The organism is Devosia sp. CAU 1758 (assembly GCF_054482695.1).
In genome coordinates, this window is sequence record NZ_JBTLRJ010000002.1 from 208,875 (window position 1) to 229,692 (window position 20,818).

Consider the following 20,818-nt stretch of genomic DNA (forward strand, 5'->3'; position numbering starts at 1 on the left):
AGGGGGCGGCGACAGTCGCCCCCGCTCCTCCCTGCATGCTGGACAAACCCTTGCCCCCAACCCTGTCCGTCACCATCGGTCAGCATTCATCGCAGGGCTGCAAGCCGCTCAATCAGGATTTTCATGGGGCCCTTGTGCCCCAGGGCACCGCGCTATTGCACAAGGGCATTGCCGTTGCCATTGCCGATGGTATCTCGCCCAGTCCGGTGAGCCATATCGCCGCCGAGACGGCGGTCAAGAGCTTCCTCACCGACTACTACTGCACCTCAGAGGCCTGGGCGGTGAAGACCGCCGTCAGCCGGGTCATCGGCGCCACCAATAGCTGGCTGGCCGCGCAGGGCGCCGCAATCGAGGAGCGTGACCATGCCTATGTCACTACCTTCAGCGGATTGGTGCTCAAGGGCTCGACCGCTCACCTCTTTCATATCGGGGACAGCCGCATATGGCGCCTGTCGGGAGACAATCTCGAACCGCTGACCCAGGACCATCGCGCCCTGATCACCGGCGGTCAGGGCTATCTCGCCCGCGCCTTGGGCCTGGAAGCCTCGATCGAGATCGACTATCGCAGCCTGGCGCTCGCGGCGGGGGACATCCTGGTCCTGACCACCGATGGCGTGCATGGTTTCCTGCCGCCCCGCGACATCGCGGCGCGCCTGACAAAGGCGACAGATTTCGATGCCGCAGCCCGGGACATTGTCGATGCTGCGCTGGCCGCCGGCAGCGACGACAATCTCACCATCCAGATCGTACGCGTGGATAGTCTGCCAGATCCCGGCCAGGTCGCCGATCTCGATGACGGTCAATTGCTGCCCCCGGCGCAATTGCCGCTGCTGCCGGCGCTGCTCGATGGCTATCGCATCCAGCGCGAACTGCACGCCTCCAGCCGTAGTCATGTTTATCTGGCCACCGAGGTCGACACCGGCAACCGGGTGGCCATCAAGTTTCCTTCCGCCGACCTGCGCGAGGACGAAGGCTATTTGCGGCGCTTTGCGGCCGAGGAGTGGATCGCCCGCCGGATCAGTTCGCCCCACGTGCTGGCCGCGGCGCCCGTCCCCGCTGGCCGCCGCACGCTCTACACTGTCACCGAATATCTCGAAGGCCAGACGCTCAGGCAGTGGATGGAAGACCATTCCGCCCCGCCGCTTGAGACAGTGCGCGGGTTGATCGAGCAGATCGGCGCGGGCCTGCTCGCCTTCCACCGCAAGGACATGATCCACCAGGACCTCCGGCCGGAAAATGTCATGCTCGATCCCGATGGCACCGCAAGGATCATCGATTTTGGCGCCGTTCGCGTTGCTGGCGTGGTCGAGGCCATGCCCCGCACCGATAGCGACGACATTCTGGGCACGCACCAATATGCAGCGCCCGAATATTTCGCCGGGCTGCGCGGCACCGAGCAATCCGACCTCTATACCCTAGGCGCCATCGCCTATGAGCTGATCACGGGCGATCTGCCCTATGGCGCTGCGGTGGCGCAGGGCCGGCGTCTCATCTACCGGCCCGCCTTTTCCCGACGGCGCGACATCCCCAGCTGGGTGGACAGCGCCCTGCGAAAAGCGGTCCATCCGGACCCGGCGAAACGCTATGACGCCATCAGCGCCTTCCTCTATGATCTACGCCATCCCAACCCGGCCCTTCCGAATTTCGATCATCTGCCCCTGGCCCAGCGAAACCCGCTGCGGTTTTGGCAGTCGATCAGCGCGATCCTGGGGATTTTGTGTGTCCTGCTAACCTGGTTGCTGCTGCACGAATAGCCCATACGCCTAATTTGTAGTCATGAAATTCTTTTGCCCCGTTTTTGCGCGTTTTTCTTTGCGCCGCAGCGAACTCAGCGCTAAGTTGATCCTGTCGTCCACAGCTGGGCGACGTCCCGGCAAAGCCGCCAACCCGGATTGAAAGCCCCAGTGCTTTCGCTCCCGGTTGGCGGCTTTTTCTTTTTGGACCTTCCATGACCCAAACTTTGGCAAGCGGCACCGTCAAGACCACCTGCCCCTATTGCGGGGTTGGCTGCGGCGTGCTGGCGACGCTCCAGGCCGATGGCTCGGTCGCCATAGCCGGCGACCCCGACCATCCGGCCAATTTCGGGCGTCTGTGTTCGAAGGGCTCGGCGCTTGGGGAGACCCTGTCGCTCGATGGACGCCTGCTACATCCAGAAATCAACGACGCCCGCGCCAGCTGGGACGCCGCCCTTGATCTGGTCGCCAACCGCTTCAAGGCGACCATTGCCGAACATGGTCCGCAATCGGTTGCCATATACGGTTCGGGCCAATTGCTGACCGAGGACTATTACGTCGCCAACAAGCTGATGAAGGGCTTTCTCGGGACCGCCAATATAGACACAAATTCGCGCCTCTGCATGGCGTCATCCGTAGCCGGGCACAAACGCGCCTTTGGGTCCGACACGGTGCCAGGCAATTACGAGGACCTTGAACAGGCCGATCTCATCGTCCTGGTTGGTTCAAACCTGGGCTGGTGTCATCCGGTGCTCTATCAGCGCATCGTGGCCGCGCGCACCGCCCACCCCGAGATGAAGGTGGTTCTGATCGATCCGCGCCGCACGGTTTCGGCCGACATTGCCGAACTGCACCTGCCAGTGGCGCCGGACGGAGACAGTGCTCTTTTCGTCGGCCTCTTGGCCCATCTCGATCATCTGGGCGTTACCAACAGCGATTACATCTCCCACTACACGACCGGCTTTGGGGCGGCGCTGCTGACAGCTGAGGACTGGGACATTGCCCGTGTGGCAAAGGCCACCGGCCTGTCGCCTCTTTCCATCGCCCGCTTCTACGATCTGTTCGCCCGCACTCAGAAGGTCGTCACGATCTATTCGCAGGGGGTCAATCAGTCGGCCGCCGGCAGTGACAAGGTCAATGCCATCATCAATTGCCATCTGGCCACCGGCCGCATCGGCAGGCCGGGCATGGGGCCCTTCTCGGTCACCGGTCAGCCCAATGCCATGGGGGGCCGGGAAGTGGGCGGGCTGGCCAATATGCTGGCCGCGCATATGGATTTCACGCCCGATGCCGTCGACCGGGTTTCCCGGTTCTGGGGTAGCAGGTCGGTTGCCCAGGCGCCGGGGCTGAAGGCAGTTGATCTGTTCGCCGCCATGGCGCGGGGCGAGATCAGGGCCATCTGGATCATGGCTACCAATCCGGTGGATTCCATGCCGGAGGCCGATGCCGCGCGCGACGCAATCAAGGCCTGTCCCTTTGTCGTGGTCTCCGACATGAATCGGCATACCGATACGATGGAACTGGCCCATGTGCGCCTGCCAGCCGCCGGCTGGGGCGAGAAGGATGGCACCGTCACCAATTCGGAGCGACGCATTTCGCGCCAGCGCCCGTTCCTCGCCCTCCCCGGCGAAGCCCGGCCCGACTGGTGGATCATCAAGGAAGTGGCCCGGCGTCTCGGCGTTGGCCAGGCGTTTTCCTATTTCGACGCCGCGCAGATCTTTGCCGAGCACGCTGCCCTCTCCGCCTTCGAGAATGACGGCAGCCGCGATTTCGATCTCTCTGGCCTGGTCGGCGCCGACTACGAAACCCTGGCGCCGGTTCAGTGGCCGGTGCGCTCGCGGCCCACAGCCCGCATGTTTGGGGATGGGAAATTCTTCACGCCCGATGGCAAGGCCCGCTTCCTGCCCGTCCAGCCGCCGCCACCCTTTGCGCCGGCTCCGGGCAGCTTCATCCTCAATACCGGACGGGTGCGCGACCACTGGCACACCATGACCCGCACCGGCAAGACGGCGCGCCTGTCGGCCCACATGGCCGAGCCCTACGTGGAAATCCACCCCGCCGATGCCAATGCGCTGGGCGTGCGCCGCACCAGCCTGGTGCGCCTCTTCAATCGCCATGGTTCGACGCTGGTGCGGGCGCTGATCACCGACCGGCAATTGCGCGGCCAAATCTTCGTGCCCATGCACTGGACCGACCAGTTCGCCTCAAATGGGCGGGTTGATGTGCTGGTCACCGGCAAGGCTGATCCCGTTTCCGGACAGCCGGCGCTGAAAATGGCGCAGGTCCATGCCGAGCCAGTAGGCATCCGTCTTTTCGGCTTCCTCGTCGCGCGGGAAAGACCAAATCTTGCCACCGACTACTGGGCCATCGCCCCGGCCAGTAATGGCTGGCGCGGCGAAATCGCCCTGGTGGAAGAGCCACAGGACTGGACTGCATTCCTCGCGACCACCTTTGGCACCGACGCCGCCTTCCAATCCATCCGCGACGAGCGCTCCGGTCGCCGCGCCTTTGTGCTGATTGCGGACGGGTTGCTGGTGGCGGCTCTCTATACATCGCCCGACCCGGTGCTGGTCTCCCGTCAATGGGCCGTTGATCTGCTGGGCGAGACTGACCTCACCGCCTCCATCGTGCTGGCCGGACGACCCGGAGCCGACCGTCCGGATGGCGGGGCCATTGTCTGCTCCTGCATGGGCGTAGGCATCAACACCATTACCCAGGCCGTGACCCGTCACGGCTGCACCAGTGTCGAAGCCGTTGGCGCCCTCACCCGCGCCGGCACCAATTGCGGCTCCTGCCGCGCCGAAATCAGGGGGATTGTCGATGCAAACCGTCTCATCGCCGCCGAATAGAGCGCGGATTTCGCCGCTCGCTGTCCTTCCGGTCTTTTTTGACCTCAACGGCAAGCGCGTCGTCGTCATCGGCGGGAGCGAACCTGCCACCTGGAAGATCGAGCTGCTGGCCGCGGCCGGGGCGCAGGTGGATGTCTATGCCGAGGAGGTGTGCGCGGAACTGGCGGCGCTTTCGCTTCCCACCATCACCATCCGCCCCCGCCCCTGGACCCCAGCCGACCTTGCCGGCGCCAGCCTCGCCATTGCTGACATCGACGAGGATTCCGAGGCCCATGCCTTTATCGCTGCCGCCAGGGCTGCGTCGGTCCCCTACAATGTCATCGACCGCCCCGAGTTCTGTCAGTTCCAGTTCGGGGCCATCGTCAATCGCTCCCCCGTCGTGGTTGGCATTTCCACTGCCGGTGCCGCGCCCATTCTCGGGCAGGCCGTGCGCCGCCGCATCGAAACCCTCTTGCCGCAGACGCTCTCGCTCTGGGCGCAACTGGCCGCCAAGGTCCGCAACACGGTCATGGACCGGCTTGAGGCCGGACCGCAGCGCCGCGCCTTCTGGGAGAAGCTGGCCGACAATGCCTTCGGCAATCGCGCGCCCGAGGCCAGTGACGCCGACGTCACCTTCGCTGCCCAGCCCGCCATCGGCCGCGTCACGCTTGTAGGTGCCGGCCCCGGCGAGGCGGACCTGCTCACCATCAAGGCCGTGCGCGCCCTGCAATCGGCCGACGTCATCCTCTTCGATGATCTCGTCTCATCCGAGGTGCTGGAGCTGGCCCGCCGCGAGGCTAGGCGCATGCTGGTGGGCAAGCGGGCCCAGCGCGAAAGCTGCGCGCAGGATGAGATCAATGCCATGATGCTGTCGCTGGCCCGGCAGGGCAAGCACGTGGTCCGCCTCAAGTCCGGCGATCCGATGATCTTCGGCCGTGCAGGCGAGGAGATCGAGATGCTCGAAAGCCACGGCATCGCCGTTTCGGTGGTGCCCGGCATTTCCGCGGGCTTGGCGCTGGCCAGCCGCCTCGGCGTTTCGCTCACCCATCGCGATCATGCCCAGTCCGTGCGCTTCGTCACCGGCCATTCGCGCAAGGGCGTGCTGCCCGAAACGCTCAACTGGACGGCGCTGGCCGATCCGGCCACTACCTCGGTCTATTACATGAGCCGCGGCACCCTGCCCGGCATTGTCGCCGAACTCACCCAAAAGGGCATGAGCCCAAAAACTCCGGCCATCATCGCCGGCAGCGTGGGCCGCGCCGACGAGCAGATCTGGCGCGGCACAATTGCCGGAGCCATCACGGCGGTGGAGGCCTTCCCGCTCTCGGCCCCTACAATTTTTGCGGTGGGGGATGCGCTGCGGGAGAGGAAGGTCGAGGCGCTGGCCGCCACGGGCACCTGATTCTCACTTCATCCAGAACATCGGTGTCAGGTCCACCGAGATCGGCTCGTTCTTCTCGTTGGTGGCCATGATATCGGCCATATGCGCCCACCAGCGCTGCATCACCTCGGTCCCGGGTAATTCACCCATCGTATGATCCACCCGCCGCCACAGCACGCCAAACAGCGTGTTGGTCTCTTCGTCGAGGTGGATGGAATAGTCCTTTACTCCGGCCGCGTGCAGCAGATCGACCAGTTCGGGAAAGATCGCGTCATGGCGGCGTCTATATTCTTCCGCCATGCCCGGATTGAGCTGCATCTTGAAGGCGTGCTTTTCGTAAGCCTCATCGACGATCATGCCGGCGCTCCTTAAACATCCGGAACAGGATGGGCAGCGCGATCACCACGATCAGCAGCGAGCCGGTGAAGATGGTCATGACGATGCCCGGCACATTGAGCAGGCCGAGCCCGAAGGTGACGAGGCCTATAATCAGCGCCGCCAGCACCACGCCGATGATCGAGCCGGCGCCGCCCAGGATCGACACGCCCCCCAGCACCACCATGGTCACCACATCCAGTTCAAACCCCTCGGCGATGGAGGGGCGGGTCGAGCCCAGACGCGCCGTCAGCAGCACGGCGGCAATGCCGCTCATCAGGCCCGTTAGGCAGAACAGAACGAATTTGATGCGATCCACCCGCACGCCCGAAAAGCGCGCCGCCGTGGCGTTGTTGCCGATGGCAAAGACGCGGCGCCCGAAAGTCGTGCGATGCAGCAGTACATAGAAGACCGCCGCCGCCACGAGGAACAGTACCAGTTCGAACGAGATCACCCACCAGACATAGCCTTGGCCGAACCAGGAGAAACTGGACGGGTAACCCTTGAAGCTTTGGTCCCCGAGGATGATGAAGGCAATGCCGCGGAAGAGGCTCATCGTGCCGATAGTCACCACGATGGAGGGCAATTTCAGCCCGGTCACGAGGAAGCCGTTGAAGGCACCACAAAGGATGCCGACGCCAATGCCGACCGCCACCAGCGTTGGCGTATCGGCGCCATATTGCAAAGTCAGCCCCATCAGTGTCGAGGCCAGCGCGATGATCGAGGCCACCGATAGGTCGATCTCGCCGGTGATGATCACCAGCGCCATGGCTAGAGCGATCAGCCCCTTCTCGGTGAAGTTGAAGGTTAGGTCGGAGAGGCTCCAGGCATTGAGGAAATAGGGCGATGCCAGGCTGTTGGCGAGGAAGATGCCCAGCACCACCAGCACCAGCAGGCTTTCCCAGCTCAGCACGGCTGACTTCAGCGGATTGTCGAGCCGGTTGGGCAATTGCCGGCCATTCGCGGTTAGGTCAGTCATCCCGCCACCTCGGCCTTCTTGAGAATGATGCGTCCCTTGGTCCGCTCGCTCGTGGCATTGAGCACCACGGCCAAGAGGATCGCGGCGCCGGAAATGGCCATCTGCCAGAAGGGCGAGACACCAATGACAGGCAGGGCATTGTTGACCACGCCGAGGAACAGTGCGCCCAGCAGCGCCCCGCCCACGGTTCCGATGCCACCGGCTATGGAAACGCCGCCGATAACGCAGGCGGCGACAATGGTCAGCTCATAGCCACCCGCCACCTCGACCGAGGCGATGACATAGCGTGAAATCCACAGATAGCCGCAAAGCCCCGAAATGGCGCCCGAGAGCACGAAGGCCAGGAATTTGGTGCGGCCCACATTGATGCCGGTATAGACCGAAGCGGTCGGATTGACGCCGATGGCATAGAACGCCCTGCCCCACGGGGTGCGGGTCATCAATACATAAATCAGCCCCGCCACGACGATGGCGAACCATGAGAGGATCGGCAGGCCGAGGAAGGAACCGCGCTGGAGTTGGATGAAATCGGTGCTCATCTGTGCGGCATTGACCCAGGCGCCACCCGAAATCACGAAGACCAGGCCACGGAAAATCGTCAGCGTGCCCAGCGTCACCACGATGGGCGGGATATCGAGTTTCCAGACGAGAATACCGTTGAACGCCCCCAGCACGGCCCCGACCACAATGCAGCCGGCGATTAGCAGTGGAATGGGAATGAAGGGGAAGGCTGCATTGGTCATCGCCACGATCATGCCGGTCAGCGCCAGGTTGGAGGCCATGGACAGGTCGATGGAGCGCGTCAGGATGACCGCCATCTGCCCCATGGCCAGCATCATCAGGATCGATGTGTCATTGAAGATGGTCAGCAGGTTTGCCGGTTGGGAGAAGCGGGGGAAGCGCAGCGTCACCAGCACGATGACGGCGAGAATGGCCAGAGCCAACCAGAGTTCGCGGGATTTGAGCAGCCGGTTCATGCGGCTTTCTCCTCGACGATGCCCGCAGCCAGCCGCACCAGCGTCTCGGGTTGCAAGTCTTTGTTTTCCAGCGTGTCCACCACCAGTCCCTCGCGCATCACCACGACCCGGTCGCTCATGCCCAGCACCTCGGGCAGTTCGGACGAGACCATGATGACGCTGAGGCCCTGGGCGACCAGTTCACCCATGAATTCATGCACGGCAGCTTTCGAACCGATATCCACGCCCTTGGTGGGTTCATCGAGAATGATGACCTTGGGCAGGGTCGCCAGCCACTTGGCGATCACCACTTTCTGCTGGTTGCCACCCGACAGGGTCGACACATTCTGGCTCAGCGAGGAGGCGCGCAGATCCAGCCGTTCGGTGTAGGTGCGCGCCAGCTTGAACTCCTCGGCCATGCGCAGGAAGCCGACGCGTCCGGTTTTGTCGAGGCTTGGCAGCGACACATTCTTGAAGATGGGTTCGCCGGTGATGACACCCTGCTTGCCGCGTTCCTCCGGCACATAGACAATGCCGGCATCGACGGCATCGGCCGGCGATCTTGGCGCCACAGTCTGGCCCTCCAGCACCATCGTGCCCGATGAAGGCCGGGTCATGCCGAACACGGCCTGCATCACTTCCGAGCGTCCCGCGCCCACCAGGCCATAAAAGCCCAGGATTTCGCCCTTGCGCACCGCGAATGAGACATTGTCGAATTCGGTCGGGTGGCTGAGACCCTTCACCTCCAGCACCGTCTCGCCGAGAATGGCTTCGCGGGCCGGGAAGATATGGTCCACCGAGCGGCCCACCATCAGCTTGACGATCTCGTTCTGCGGGGTGTCCTTGATGAAGCCCTTGCCCACCATTTCGCCATCGCGGAACACCGCATAGCGGTCGGCAATGCGATAGATTTCGTCGAATTTGTGCGAGATGAAGAGGATCGCCTTGCCGTCCTGCCTGAGCAGGTCGACCAGCACGTAAAGCTCCTCGATCTCCTTGAGGGACAGCGCTGCGGTCGGCTCGTCCATGATCACCACCTGCGCGTCGACGCTGAGCGCCCGCGCCACGGCGACCAGGTGTTTCTTGGCAATGCCCAGTTCCTTGAGCGGCATGCCCGCATCGATCCCGGCAGCCATGCTGTCGAGGGTCATCTGCGCTTCGCGCCGCATCGCCTTCCAGTCGATCAGTCCAAAGCGATTGGTGGGCGTGTGCCCCAGATAGATATTTTCGGCCACCGTCAACTCGTCGAACAGCACGGTTTCCTGGTGAATGGCCGTGATCCCCAGTTCGGTCGCTGAGTGGGCGGTGGGCAGCGTGATGGGACCGCCGCCAAGCCAGATTTCGCCCGCGTCCGGCTGATAGATGCCGGTCATGGTCTTGACCAGCGTCGACTTGCCGGCACCGTTTTCGCCGATCAGCGCCGTCACCTGGCCGGGATAAAGCTCCAGCGACACATCATGCAGCGCCCGCACGCCGGGAAAGCTCTTGGATATGCCCGAAAGGGCCAGGATTGGGTCGGTCATTTCAATTCCTTGGGTCGAGCGCCGGCCTGGTCACGCGCTCGATACAGTCCCCTCTCCCTTTGGGGGAGAGGGTTAGGGTGAGGGGGCCCTTTGGCTATCCACCAAGGCTCCTCACCCGCCGCTTCGCGTCGAACTCTCCCCCGAAGGGAGAGGTGAAGAACGCCTTAGTAGATCTTGGAGAACTCTTCGATGTTGCTCGCATCGAACTGGAACGGCGCGGCCATGGCAGCGGAGTTGGTGTCGTCCAGGGTCACTTCACCCACCTTGCCGATGGAGAAGGTTGCGCCCGGCTCAGCCGTCTCGCCTTCAACCAGCGCATTGGCCAGCATCACAGCCGAATAGCCCAGGTCGATCGGGTTCCACAGCGCCACGGCCTGGCTCGCGCCATTGTCGATGAACTGCTTGAACTCGCTCGGCAGGGCCAGGCCCGTGACGTTGATCTGGCCGATCAGGTTCTGGTCGGTCACCACCTGGGCAGCCGCCACCACGCCGACAGTGGTCGGGGCAATGATGGCCTTGAGGTTGGGGTGAGCCGCGATCAGGCCGCGAGCCTCTTCGGTCGACTTCACCGAGTCATCATCGCCATAGACGGTGGCGACCAGATTGATGTTCGGGAACTTCTCCGGGATCACGGCCTTGGCGGCCTCGATCCAGGCATTCTGGTTGGTCGCGGTGGAGGCTGCCGAGAGAATGGCAACGTCGCCGCCCTCGGGCAGATGGTCCGCGGCCAGCTTGATGATGGTTTCGCCGATCAGGTCGATGTCGGAGGGGTTGAGGTGGATCTGCCGGCCTTCGGGAGCAACGCCCGAGTCCCAGGAGATCACCTTGATGCCGCGTTCCATGGCACGCTGCAGCACCGGCACCAGTGCGTCCGGATCATTGGCCGAGATAGCGATGGCGTCGACCTGCTGAGCAATCAGCGAATTGACGACTTCAATCTGGGCTTCAGCGGTTGCAGAGGTCGGCCCGGTATAGATGACTTCGACGTCGCCCAGTTCGGCGGCAGCTTCTTCGGCGCCCTTGGCGGCAGCATCGAAAAAGCCGTTACCGAGCGACTTCACGACCAGCGCGATGCGGGTCTGAGCCATTGCAGGGGTGGCGAGCAGAACGGCGGCAGCGGCCGTCGCGGCAAGCAGTTTCCAGAGTTTCATTTGATCCTCCCGAGGATTGGTCTGGTCTTGGTTGTTGGTCGTCTCGTTCTCAGGCCAACTTGGCTTCGGCCTGAGCAGTCGCGTCCGCAACGATGAGCCGCACGCCTGCTGTGTCCAGCATCTGTCGGTCTTCGTCGCGGATACCGCTATCGGTGATGACAGCGGTAATTCGGTCGAGCCCGCACAGGATGAGGCTCGAGCGTCCCGAAAATTTGGATGAATCGGCAAGCACGATCAGTTCGTCCGCCTGCCCGATCAGCGCCAGCTCCGATTGCACGACCATCGGGTCGGCCTCCATCAACCCGTGGGCGCCGATGCCCTGGCAGCCGATGAACATGCGCTTGGCGTAGAAATGGCTCGCCACCACCCCCCCAAAGGGCGAGAGGATAACGTTCTGCTCGCGATAGACGGTGCCGCCGGGAATGACGACGGAATTGCGCGAGTTGTGAATGAGGAATTCGGCGATGCCGAAGCTGTTGGTGAAGACGCTGAGACGCTTGCCGGTCAGGTAGTGCACCATCTGGTAGGTCGTGGTGCCGCCATTGATGATGACTGGCTCGCCATCGCGGCACATCTCTGCGGCGACGCGGGCAATTGCACGTTTCTGCGCGATATTGATCGTTTCGTTGACCGAGAAGGGCCGCCCCATCAGTCCGCCCTGCGCCGGCGGGTTTATCGCCTCGGCGCCGCCCCGTACCCGGCGCAGCCGGCCTTGCACATGCAAGGCCGCAATGTCGCGACGAATGGTGGCTTCAGACGACCCGGTGACCTCGCACAGCTCCGCAACCGTCACCACGGGGTGGGATTGTGCGGCGGCCAGAATGACGCGGTGGCGTTCCGTTTCGTGCAAGGCTGATACTCCCTCCCGCGCATTTGCTTCCATCAAATTCGGGCAGAGTCAATCATCATTCCGCATACATCCGTCATAAACGCGCAAAGATGACGAAAGATGATTGTTTCTGATTGACAGCGTCGATCGTTCCATGCCCATTTCCGCGCAATCCAGTCTTGCCTTACTCTCGGGAGGAATCCGATGTCCACCGCGCCCAAGCGCCTCGCAAACCTGTGGGATGATGCCAAGGCCGCGTCCATGTCCGAGCCTGAGCGCCTCGTCTATCGCTCGAACCTCCTGGGCTCCGACAAGCGCGTCACCAATTATGGCGGTGGCAATACCTCCTCCAAGATCATGCAGAAGGACCCTTTGACCGGCGGACAAGTCGAGGTTCTCTGGGTCAAGGGTTCAGGCGGGGACAATGCCTCGATCAAGCTCGATGGCTTTGCCACGCTCTATATGGACAAGCTGCGGGCGTTGAAGGGGCTCTATCGCGGGGTCGATTTCGAAGACGAAATGGTGGGCTACCTGCCCCACGCCACATTCAACCTCAATCCGCGCGCCTCTTCCATCGACACCCCGCTCCATGCCTATGTGAACCGGCCCTATGTCGATCATATGCACCCGGATGCGATCATCGCCATCGCAGCCTCGAAGAATTCGAAGGAACTCACCCAGCAGATTTTCGGCGACGAGATCGGTTGGCTGCCCTGGAAGAAGCCGGGGTTCGAGCTGGGCCTGTGGCTGGAAAAATTCTGCCTCGACAACCCCGGCGCCAAAGGCGTGGTGCTCGAGTCGCACGGCCTCTTCACCTGGGGCGACACGCCCAAGGAATGCTACGAAACTACCATCGCCATCATCAATCAGGCCATTGCCTGGTTCGAAGAGCAGACCGCGGGCAAGACCATTTTTGGTGGCGCTGCCGCCGCCTCGCTGCCGGCAGAAGACCGTCGCACCATCGCCGCGCGCCTGATGCCGAAAATCCGCGGCTTCATCTCCGAGGACAGCCACAAGCTGGGGCATTTCGACGACAGCGACGCCGTTCTCGAGTTCGTCAATTCCAACAATCTGCGCCCTTTGGCATCCATGGGCACCTCCTGCCCCGACCATTTCCTGCGCACCAAGATCCGCCCATTGGTTGTCGACTTCGATCCGCAGAAGCCGGATGTCGACGCCGTCATCGCCGGTCTGGGCGACCAGATCGCCGCCTATCGCGTCGACTATCAAGCCTATTACGACCGCTGCAAGCATGACAATTCGCCCGCCGTGCGCGATCCGAATGCCGTGGTGTATCTGATCCCCGGCGTGGGCATGATCACCTTTGCCAAGGACAAGGCCACCGCCCGCATTTCCGGCGAGTTCTATGTCAACGCCATCAATGTGATGCGCGGCGCCTCGACCGTCTCGGAATATCAGGGGCTGCCCGAGCAGGAAGCCTTCGACATCGAATATTGGCTGCTCGAAGAAGCCAAACTCGCCCGCATGCCCAAGCCGAAGTCACTGGCCGGCAAGATTGCCCTCGTCACCGGCGGTGCTGGCGGCATCGGCAAGGCCACGGCTGCCCGGCTGCTGCGCGAAGGCGCTTGCGTTGTCCTCGCCGATATCGACCAGACCGCGCTGGACGCTGCCACGGCCGAACTCTCCGGCGTCTTCGGCAAGGATTTCGTTCGGCCGGTGAACATCAACGTCACCAGGGAGGACCAGGTCCTTTCCGGCTTCGCCCATGCGGCAGTCGAATTTGGTGGCCTCGACATTCTCGTCTCCAATGCCGGCCTCGCCTCTTCGGCGCCGATCGAGGAAACGACGCTCGAGCTCTGGAACAAGAACATGGACATCCTGTCCACGGGCTACTTCCTCGTCAGCCGGGAAGCGTTTCGCCTGTTCCGCCAACAGGAGATCGGCGGCAATGTGGTCTTCGTCGCCTCAAAGAACGGCCTCGCCGCTTCGCCCAACGCCGCCGCCTATTGCACCGCCAAGGCCGCCGAGATCCACCTCGCCCGCTGCCTCGCCCTTGAAGGCGCCGAAGCACAGATCCGCGTCAATGTCGTCAATCCCGATGCCGTGCTGCGTGGGTCCAAGATCTGGGCAGGCGAATGGCTCGAGCAGCGCGCCTCGACTTACAAGACCGACAAGGACGGGCTTGAGGAAATGTATCGCCAGCGCTCCATGCTGAAGCGCTCGGTGTTCCCCGAGGACATCGCCGAAGCCATCTACTTCTTCGCTTCAGAAGCCTCGGCCAAGTCCACCGGCAACATCATCAATGTCGACGCGGGCAACGCCCAGTCGTTCCCGCGGTAAGGTTCAGCGCCATGACCGAACACATCATCGACCCGTCCGTCATCGAAGCCCAGAACGCTGCCCGCGCCGCTGACCTCCACGTCGACTATGACACCCTTGGCGAGCGCCTCGACCGGCGCGGCATTGCCATTGACGCCATCAAGGCCAAGGTCGCCGCCTTTTCCGTGGCCGTCCCGTCATGGGGCGTCGGCACTGGCGGCACCCGCTTTGCCCGCTTCCCGGGCAAGGGCGAGCCGCGCGACATTTTCGACAAGATCGAAGACTGCGCCGTCATCGCCCAGTTGACCCAGGCGACGAAGACCGTTTCGCTGCACATCCCCTGGGATAAGGCCGATCCAAACCGGTTGAAGCAGGCCGCCAGCCGCTTCAATCTCGGCTTCGACGCCATGAATTCGAACACCTTTGCCGATGCCAAGGGCCAGTTGCAGAGCTACAAGTTCGGCTCGCTCTCTGCCGCCGACAAGGCGACACGCGACCAGGCCATCGAGCATAATCTGGAATGTATCGAGATCGGCAAGACCATCGGCTCGAAGGCCCTCACCGTCTGGATCGGCGACGGCTCCAACTTCCCTGGCCAGGTCAATTTCGCCAACCAGTTCGAGCATTATCTTGATTCAATGAAGCAGGTTTATGCCGCCCTGCCCGACGACTGGCGCGTCTATACCGAACACAAGATGTATGAGCCGGCCTTCTATTCTACGGTCGTGCAGGATTGGGGCACCAATTACCTCATCGCCAAGGAGCTGGGCGACAAGGCCTATTGCCTCGTCGATCTCGGACACCATGCGCCCAACGTCAATATCGAGATGATCGTCTCTCGCCTGGCCCAGTTCGGCAAGCTCGGCGGCTTCCATTTCAATGACAGCAAATACGGCGATGACGACCTCGACGCCGGCTCGATCGATCCCTACCGCCTGTTCCTGGTGTTCAACGAACTGGTCGATATCGAAAGCCGCGATGCCGCGTTCCATCCAGCCCACATGCTGGACCAAAGCCACAATGTCACCGACCCCATCGAGTCGTTGATGCTCTCGGCGGCCGATGTGCAGCGCGCTTATGCCCAGGCCCTGCTGGTCGATCGCAAGGGTCTCAAGGCCGCACAGGAGGGCAATGATGCGCTGGTCGCCACCCAGGCGCTGCGCCTTGCCTATCGCACCGATGTCGAGCCGATCCTGGCCATGGCCCGCATGGAACAGGGCGGCGCCATCGACCCCCTGGCCACCTATCGCGCCTCGGGTTACCGCGCGAAAGTCGCGGAAATCCGTCCCGAGATCGCGGCCGGCTCCAGCGGCATCGTCTGATTTTCCGCGGCACCTCCCCGCCAAGGAAAACGGAAGGCCCGGTGCGCAATCGCCGGGCCTTTTGCAATGGTTTCAGCCCGGCCGCCGCATATAGGCCGTGGCCTCCAGCATCCAGTCGCGGAACATGCGGATCTTGAGTGCGTTGCGGCGGCTCTCGGGGTAGGCGAGGTAATAGCCCCGGGCGGCTTTTGCCAGCAGCGGAAAGGGCTGCACGAGGCGGCCGGCGTTGATCTCATCGCGAAATAGGGCCGGCGTCAGCATGGCAACGCCGCGTCCGGCCATGGCTGCCGTGCCCAATAGGCTCTGCTGACCCATCATGCTTACCGGCCGCCCCTCTACCGAATAGCCCTCGACACCCGCCGCGTGGAACCATTGTTCCAGCCATTCGTCGCGCGGGTCGAGAATGGGCAGCCGCAGCAGGTCAGCGGGGTGCTTGACGCCCCCGATGCTCTCGGCTAGCGCCGGACTGAGCAATGGCGTGAAATCACCCCTGACCAGAAGGTGCGACACCAGCCCATCGACCGGCCCCTCCGGCATGGTGCGGATGGCGAGGTCAAAATCGTCATGCAGCAGATCGACCAAGTCGTTGCTGCTATCGAGGCGGACGGCGATCTGGGGGTGGGCGAGTTGGAACAGGCCTAGGTTCTGCGCCAGCCATTGGCTGGCAAAGGTCGAGACCGCTGTGATGGACAATTGATTGTCCACCGCCCCCCGCGTTGTCGCGAAGGCATTGCGCAGAATATCGAAAGCCTGCCCCACCTCCGGCGCCAGCCGCGCGCCGACTTCACTCAGTTCCACCCGGCGTGGCTTGCGCAAAAACAGTTGCGTGCCGACCCGGTCCTCCAATTGCTTGATCTGATAGCTCACCGCCGCCTGGGTCATGCCCAATTCTTCGGCGGCACGGGTAAAACTGAGGTGACGCGCCACCGCCTCAAAAGCGCGCAGCGCCGTCAGGGGCGGCAAGGACATGGATCAAATTTCCTTATGGCATCTTATCGAGGTTTAGTTGGTAACTCGCGGCATTCGGCGTCAATCTTCTTTTCATGTCAATCACAGCGAGGCACTGGCCATAAGGCCTGTGAATGAAAATGATCTCATATTCTAGCCTCTTTGCCCTGCTTCTGCCTCTCCCGGCTCTGCGCGATGCTGCTAGCAAGGCCCTGGTGCAACGCCGCCGCCGCAGGGCTGTTACCGCCCTGCGTCTGCCGCCTCACCTGCTCATGGATGTGGGGCTCGATGCCTATGAATCACCGGCCGATGATCCGCGCTGGGTCCGCCGCTTCGATCTTGATCGCTGAGGCTTGCCAGGCGGCGCGGATCGCCTAAAACACATCCATGTCCAAGACCACGCCCGCCACACTGGCCCTCATCCATGCCGGCATTCCTTTTACGCTCGCAGCCTATGACTATGACCCCAGCGCCGAGCGGGTCGGGCTACAGGCGGCAGAGGCGATGGGGGTGTCGGCGTCCCAAGTGTTCAAGACGCTGATGGCCGAGCTCGATGGCAAGCCCATCTGCGCCATCGTGCCTTCCGATGAAGAAGTAAACATGAAGAAGCTGGCTTCGGCACTGGGCGGCAAGTCGGCGCACATGATGAAGCCGGCGGATGCAGAACGTCTCACCGGCTACAAGGTCGGCGGCATCAGCCCGCTGGGCCAGCGCAAACAAGTGCCCACGGCGCTTGATGAACTGGCAACCCTATATGACGAGATCTATCTCAATGGTGGGCAACGGGGATTGCAGATCAGGATCAGACCCGATGACTTGATCCGGGTTCTTAACTGCGTGGGCGCCGATCTGGTGCGGTAGGAGTACCGCCACCCTTGATCCCTCTTACGCAGTTCTCCAGACAGCTCCGAGCCGTCCTCGGGCTTGATCCGAGGACCAGTCACGACAATCGAGGGGCGGCGAGCGGCATTCGGGTCAGGCCCGAGTGCGGTTCAGTGAATATGGCAGCCGTCGCGCCCTGACCGCTGGTCGTTAGGGCTTCCCACCCCAGAAACGACAAAAGGCGCCCTGGTGGACGCCTTCATCGGATGACCTGGAGGTCAGTGCCGCCTTATCGGCGACAATCGCAGATTAGTTTACGTAGGTGCCGCGAGCGATGGAGCGGATATCACCCTTGGTGATGCCCAGGTCGTGCAGCTGGCGGTTGTCCAGAGCGTTCAGCTCACGCAGGGTGCGCTGGTACTTGGCAAAGTCGGCAATCTTCTTGGCGATGTTCATTTCGGTTTCCCCTTCGTTTCGATGACCTATATCTATAGCAGCCTAGTCGTGATTAGTAGATGGCCTTGCTGCACATCCGTTATGCACTCAATGCAAACGAAAGAGGCAGTTTCGCCACATTCCTTTCATGTTGGTCAGGGTGCATCACCAAGCAAGCCCCGCAAATGGACCCACCTATCTATCTGAAAGCAAAAGGAAATCGGATGCGAGCAATCTCGAATCCGGCTTCGTTCGATTTTTGACCAAACGGTCAACAGCCATGCGTCAGCGGGCGGCTCTTTCCAAACTCTGCTCGCGTGCCAGACGCCGATCCTCGCGCATTTCAAACCACATGGCGTTGAGAATGCCGAAGCTGCACGCAAGGCTCAGGCCCAGGATCCACGAAAAATACCACATGATCGGCTCCTAATAGGCGTTGGGGTTCTTGCCCAGGCTCTCCGTCGTCACCGAGCCTCGCATCACCCGAAACACCCAGGCTGTGTAGAGCAAGATGAGCGGCAGGAAGATGAGGGTCGCCAGCAGCATGATGAACAGGGTCAGATGGCTCGACGACGCATCCCAAAGGGTCAGCCCGGCATTGGGCATGGTCGAGGATGGCAGGAAGAACGGAAAGATCGAGACACCCGCTGTGGCGACGATGCCGAATATGCCCGCGCTCGATCCGAGCAGCGCCACTAGCTTTCGGTGGCCCCACAGCGAGAGCACTGCGACCGCCATACCGGCAAAGCCGATGATGGGTGCCGCAAGCATCCACGGATAGGTCCCGTAATTGCTCAGCCAGCCACCCGGTACCAGTTCAACCGACTTGGACAGAGGGTTGACCGCCGCATTGGGGTCGATTGCGCTGGTGACGACATAGCCGTTCATGAAGGCGATCCATGCCCCGCCCAGGGCAAAGAGGACCATGGTGGCCATTCCAGCCACTACCCCATAGCTGCGGGCTCGATCGGCGATTACCCCTTCGGTGCGTCCGGCAATTACGGCAGCCCCCTGGGTCACGATCATCCCCAGGCTGACAAGGCCCGCCAGCAGCGCGAAGGGCATCAGCAATTGGAAGAAATTGCCAGTGTAGAAAATGCGCATGCTGTCATCGAGATGGAATGGTGCGCCCAGCAGCACATTGCCTACTGCAACGCCCATGATCAGCGTCGGCACGAAGCCTCCGACGAAAAGGGCCCAGTCCCAGGTGGTGCGCCAGCGCGGGTCTTCCACCTTGCCGCGGAATTTGAAGCCGACAGGCCTCAGGATCAGCGCCAGCAGGATGACGATCATAGCGAGGTAAAAGCCCGAAAAGCTCACCGCATAAAGCGGCGGGAAGGCCGCGAAAATGGCCCCGCCGCCCAGCACCAGCCAAACCTGGTTGCCTTCCCAGGTCGGGCCGACCAGGTTGAGCAGGACCCGCCGCTCCGCATCGGTGCGGGCAACGAAGGGCAGCAGCGCGCCCACGCCCAGATCGCGTCCACCCATGATGGCGAAGCCGATCAGCAAGACGCCCAGCAGCAGCCACCAGATCAGCCGCAGCGTTTCATAGTCGAGAGGAATGGTGCTCACGATCCGAGCTCCTTGGTTGCGGGAGTGGCAGGCAGGGCGACCATGACAAAGTCGTCCTTATCATCCGGCGCGAGCATATTGTCCTTGGGGCCGGCCTTGATGATCCTCACCATCAGGATGACCATGATGACCAGCAGCACGGTATAGAGCAGCACGAAGAAGGTCAGCGACAGGGTGAGGTCGAGGACGCTGAGGCCAGATGCCGCGTAGAAGGTCGGCAGCACCCCCTCCACCACCCAGGGCTGCCGCCCGAACTCGGCGATGAACCAGCCGCTTTCGATGGCAATCCACGGCGTAGGCAGCAGGAACACCGTGAACCATAGCAGCGGCTTGTTGGTGTCGATCCAGCCACGCGAGGCGCGATAAAACCACACTCCGAAAAAGGCGATGAAGAAGAAGCCCAGCCCCATCATGATGCGGAAGGTCCAGAACAGCGGCCAGACTTCGGGCACCGTATCGGCAGCCGCCATGGCAATCTCGTCATCGGTGGCATTCTGCACATCGACGCGATAGCGCTTCAGCAGCAGGCCATAGCCAAGATCGGCCCAGGTCTCCTCGAATACGGCGCGCGCTTCGGCATTGCCGTCCGCCCGGATTTCCTGCAGGGCCGCATAGGCCACCATGCCCGAGCGGATGCGCTCGTCGGCCCGCTCGACCAGCTCGTTGATGCCTTCAAGTTCTTCGTCCAGCGAACGCGTCGTGATCAGCCCGCCCAGCCAGGGCACCTGAATCTGCCAGATCGGCTCCCCGTCGGCGCCGGGAATGGCGACCACTGTCCATGGGGCCGGAGCCGGCTCGGTGTGGAACGAGGCTTCGATGGCCGCGATCTTCATCTTCTGGTGTTCGGTCGCCACATAGCCGCTCTCGTCCCCCAGTACGACCACCGACAGCGCCGAGGCGAGGCCAAAGCTGGCGGCCACCACGGCGGAGCGCTTGGCCAGTTCGACATGCTTGCCCTTGACCAGGAACAGCGCCGAAATGGAGAGGACGAAGACAGCGCCCGTGACATAGCCGGCGCTCACCGTATGGACAAACTTGGCCTGCGCTACCGAGTTGAAGATCACCGCCATGAAGTCGGTAATTTCCATGCGCATGGTGTCGGGATTGAACTTGGCGCCGACCGGATTCTGCATCCAGCCATTGGCGATCAGGATCCAGAGAGCGGAGAAATTGGCGCCGAACGCCACCAGCCAGGTGACAACCAGATGTCCCATCTTGCTCAGCCGGTCCCAACCAAAGAAGAACAGGCCGACAAATGTCGCTTCCAGGAAGAAGGCCATCAGGCCTTCGATGGCCAGCGGCGCGCCGAACACATCGCCCACATAATGGCTGTAATAGCTCCAGTTCATGCCGAACTGAAATTCCATGACAATGCCGGTTGCCACGCCCATGGCAAAATTGACACCGAACAGCGTGCCCCAGAACAGGGTGGCCTTGCGCCAGATTTCGCGCCCGGTCATCACATAGACACTCTCCATGATCGCCATCATGAAGGACAGACCCAGCGTCAGGGGCACGAATATGAAGTGATACATCGCAGTGGCGGCGAATTGCCATCGCGAGAGATCGACGACGAGCATGTCGGTCATGGCGCGCTCTTGCTCTCTGCTTGCGACGGCCAGACTCGGGCCGCCTTTGCCCCTCATAGCTCAATGAGACTGACCCTCGCCTTGATCCAGATCAA

Annotated in this window: 18 protein-coding genes; 7 read left to right on the plus strand and 11 right to left on the minus strand. The window is 62.3% G+C overall.

Annotation, left to right across the window (positions count from 1 at the left end; genetic code table 11):
* Positions 1-50: 50 nt before the first annotated feature.
* The 3 genes from ACXYMS_RS07075 (at position 51) to cysG (ending at position 5,963) form a co-directional block, all read left to right on the plus strand.
* Positions 51-1,754, plus strand: a complete 1,704-nt coding sequence (locus tag ACXYMS_RS07075; protein ID WP_458904954.1) for a protein kinase domain-containing protein — start codon at positions 51-53, stop codon at positions 1,752-1,754.
* A 194-nt stretch (positions 1,755-1,948) separates the two neighbouring features.
* Positions 1,949-4,582, plus strand: a complete 2,634-nt coding sequence (locus ACXYMS_RS07080; protein WP_458904956.1) for a nitrate reductase — start codon at positions 1,949-1,951, stop codon at positions 4,580-4,582.
* Positions 4,554-5,963, plus strand: coding sequence for a siroheme synthase CysG (gene cysG / locus ACXYMS_RS07085; RefSeq protein WP_458904958.1), 1,410 nt, complete (start codon positions 4,554-4,556; stop codon positions 5,961-5,963). The genes ACXYMS_RS07080 and cysG overlap by 29 nt, the downstream gene beginning before the upstream one ends.
* A 3-nt stretch (positions 5,964-5,966) precedes the next feature.
* Here cysG and rhaM read toward each other — a convergent pair whose 3' ends face one another.
* The 6 genes from rhaM to ACXYMS_RS07115 all read right to left on the minus strand — a co-directional run bounded on the left by rhaM (position 5,967) and on the right by ACXYMS_RS07115 (position 11,776).
* Positions 5,967-6,299 carry an L-rhamnose mutarotase gene (gene rhaM, locus ACXYMS_RS07090; RefSeq protein WP_458904960.1) on the minus strand — a complete coding sequence of 111 codons (333 nt, stop codon included), beginning with the start codon at positions 6,297-6,299 and terminating at the stop codon, positions 5,967-5,969.
* Complete coding sequence (locus ACXYMS_RS07095) at positions 6,286-7,296, minus strand: ABC transporter permease (protein WP_458904962.1); 1,011 nt, start codon at positions 7,294-7,296, stop codon at positions 6,286-6,288. Before ACXYMS_RS07095 ends, rhaM begins: the two co-directional genes overlap by 14 nt.
* Positions 7,293-8,273: an ABC transporter permease gene (locus ACXYMS_RS07100; protein WP_458904964.1), complete on the minus strand. Its 981-nt coding sequence runs from the start codon at positions 8,271-8,273 to the stop codon at positions 7,293-7,295. Before ACXYMS_RS07100 ends, ACXYMS_RS07095 begins: the two co-directional genes overlap by 4 nt.
* Complete coding sequence (locus ACXYMS_RS07105; RefSeq protein ID WP_458904966.1) at positions 8,270-9,775, minus strand: sugar ABC transporter ATP-binding protein; 1,506 nt, start codon at positions 9,773-9,775, stop codon at positions 8,270-8,272. Before ACXYMS_RS07105 ends, ACXYMS_RS07100 begins: the two co-directional genes overlap by 4 nt.
* Positions 9,776-9,939: 164 nt before the next feature.
* A complete protein-coding gene (gene rhaS / locus ACXYMS_RS07110; protein ID WP_458904967.1) occupies positions 9,940-10,926 on the minus strand; it encodes a rhamnose ABC transporter substrate-binding protein in 987 nt (328 codons plus the stop codon).
* Positions 10,927-10,975: 49 nt separating this feature from the next.
* Positions 10,976-11,776, minus strand: coding sequence for a DeoR/GlpR family DNA-binding transcription regulator (locus tag ACXYMS_RS07115; protein ID WP_458904969.1), 801 nt, complete (start codon positions 11,774-11,776; stop codon positions 10,976-10,978).
* 183 nt (positions 11,777-11,959) lie between these two features.
* On the opposite strand from ACXYMS_RS07115, the gene ACXYMS_RS07120 reads away from it, so the two are divergent.
* Together ACXYMS_RS07120 and rhaI are read left to right on the plus strand one after the other, a co-directional pair.
* Entirely contained in the window at positions 11,960-14,056 is a 2,097-nt protein-coding gene (locus tag ACXYMS_RS07120) for a bifunctional rhamnulose-1-phosphate aldolase/short-chain dehydrogenase (protein WP_458904971.1), read from the plus strand.
* An 11-nt stretch (positions 14,057-14,067) separates the two neighbouring features.
* Positions 14,068-15,357, plus strand: a complete 1,290-nt coding sequence (gene rhaI / locus ACXYMS_RS07125; RefSeq protein WP_458904973.1) for an L-rhamnose catabolism isomerase — start codon at positions 14,068-14,070, stop codon at positions 15,355-15,357.
* A gap of 72 nt (positions 15,358-15,429) precedes the next feature.
* On the opposite strand, the gene ACXYMS_RS07130 is transcribed toward rhaI, so the two are convergent.
* Positions 15,430-16,326 carry a LysR substrate-binding domain-containing protein gene (locus ACXYMS_RS07130; RefSeq protein WP_458904975.1) on the minus strand — a complete coding sequence of 299 codons (897 nt, stop codon included), beginning with the start codon at positions 16,324-16,326 and terminating at the stop codon, positions 15,430-15,432.
* A 119-nt stretch (positions 16,327-16,445) separates the two neighbouring features.
* Between ACXYMS_RS07130 and ACXYMS_RS07135 the strand changes: the two genes are divergently transcribed.
* Together ACXYMS_RS07135 and ybaK are read left to right on the plus strand one after the other, a co-directional pair.
* Complete coding sequence (locus ACXYMS_RS07135; RefSeq protein ID WP_458904977.1) at positions 16,446-16,655, plus strand: hypothetical protein; 210 nt, start codon at positions 16,446-16,448, stop codon at positions 16,653-16,655.
* Positions 16,656-16,692: 37 nt separating this feature from the next.
* Entirely contained in the window at positions 16,693-17,166 is a 474-nt protein-coding gene (gene ybaK, locus ACXYMS_RS07140) for a Cys-tRNA(Pro) deacylase (RefSeq protein WP_458904978.1), read from the plus strand.
* Positions 17,167-17,436: 270 nt separating this feature from the next.
* Here ybaK and ACXYMS_RS07145 read toward each other — a convergent pair whose 3' ends face one another.
* The 4 genes from ACXYMS_RS07145 to ACXYMS_RS07160 all read right to left on the minus strand — a co-directional run bounded on the left by ACXYMS_RS07145 (position 17,437) and on the right by ACXYMS_RS07160 (position 20,723).
* Positions 17,437-17,583, minus strand: coding sequence for a DUF1127 domain-containing protein (locus tag ACXYMS_RS07145; protein ID WP_458904980.1), 147 nt, complete (start codon positions 17,581-17,583; stop codon positions 17,437-17,439).
* Positions 17,584-17,847: 264 nt separating this feature from the next.
* Complete coding sequence (gene cydX / locus ACXYMS_RS07150) at positions 17,848-17,979, minus strand: cytochrome bd-I oxidase subunit CydX (protein ID WP_458904982.1); 132 nt, start codon at positions 17,977-17,979, stop codon at positions 17,848-17,850.
* 9 nt (positions 17,980-17,988) lie between these two features.
* Positions 17,989-19,134 carry a cytochrome d ubiquinol oxidase subunit II gene (gene cydB / locus ACXYMS_RS07155; protein WP_458904983.1) on the minus strand — a complete coding sequence of 382 codons (1,146 nt, stop codon included), beginning with the start codon at positions 19,132-19,134 and terminating at the stop codon, positions 17,989-17,991.
* Positions 19,131-20,723, minus strand: a complete 1,593-nt coding sequence (locus ACXYMS_RS07160) for a cytochrome ubiquinol oxidase subunit I (RefSeq protein ID WP_458904985.1) — start codon at positions 20,721-20,723, stop codon at positions 19,131-19,133. The genes cydB and ACXYMS_RS07160 overlap by 4 nt, the downstream gene beginning before the upstream one ends.
* Positions 20,724-20,818: the final 95 nt, after the last annotated feature.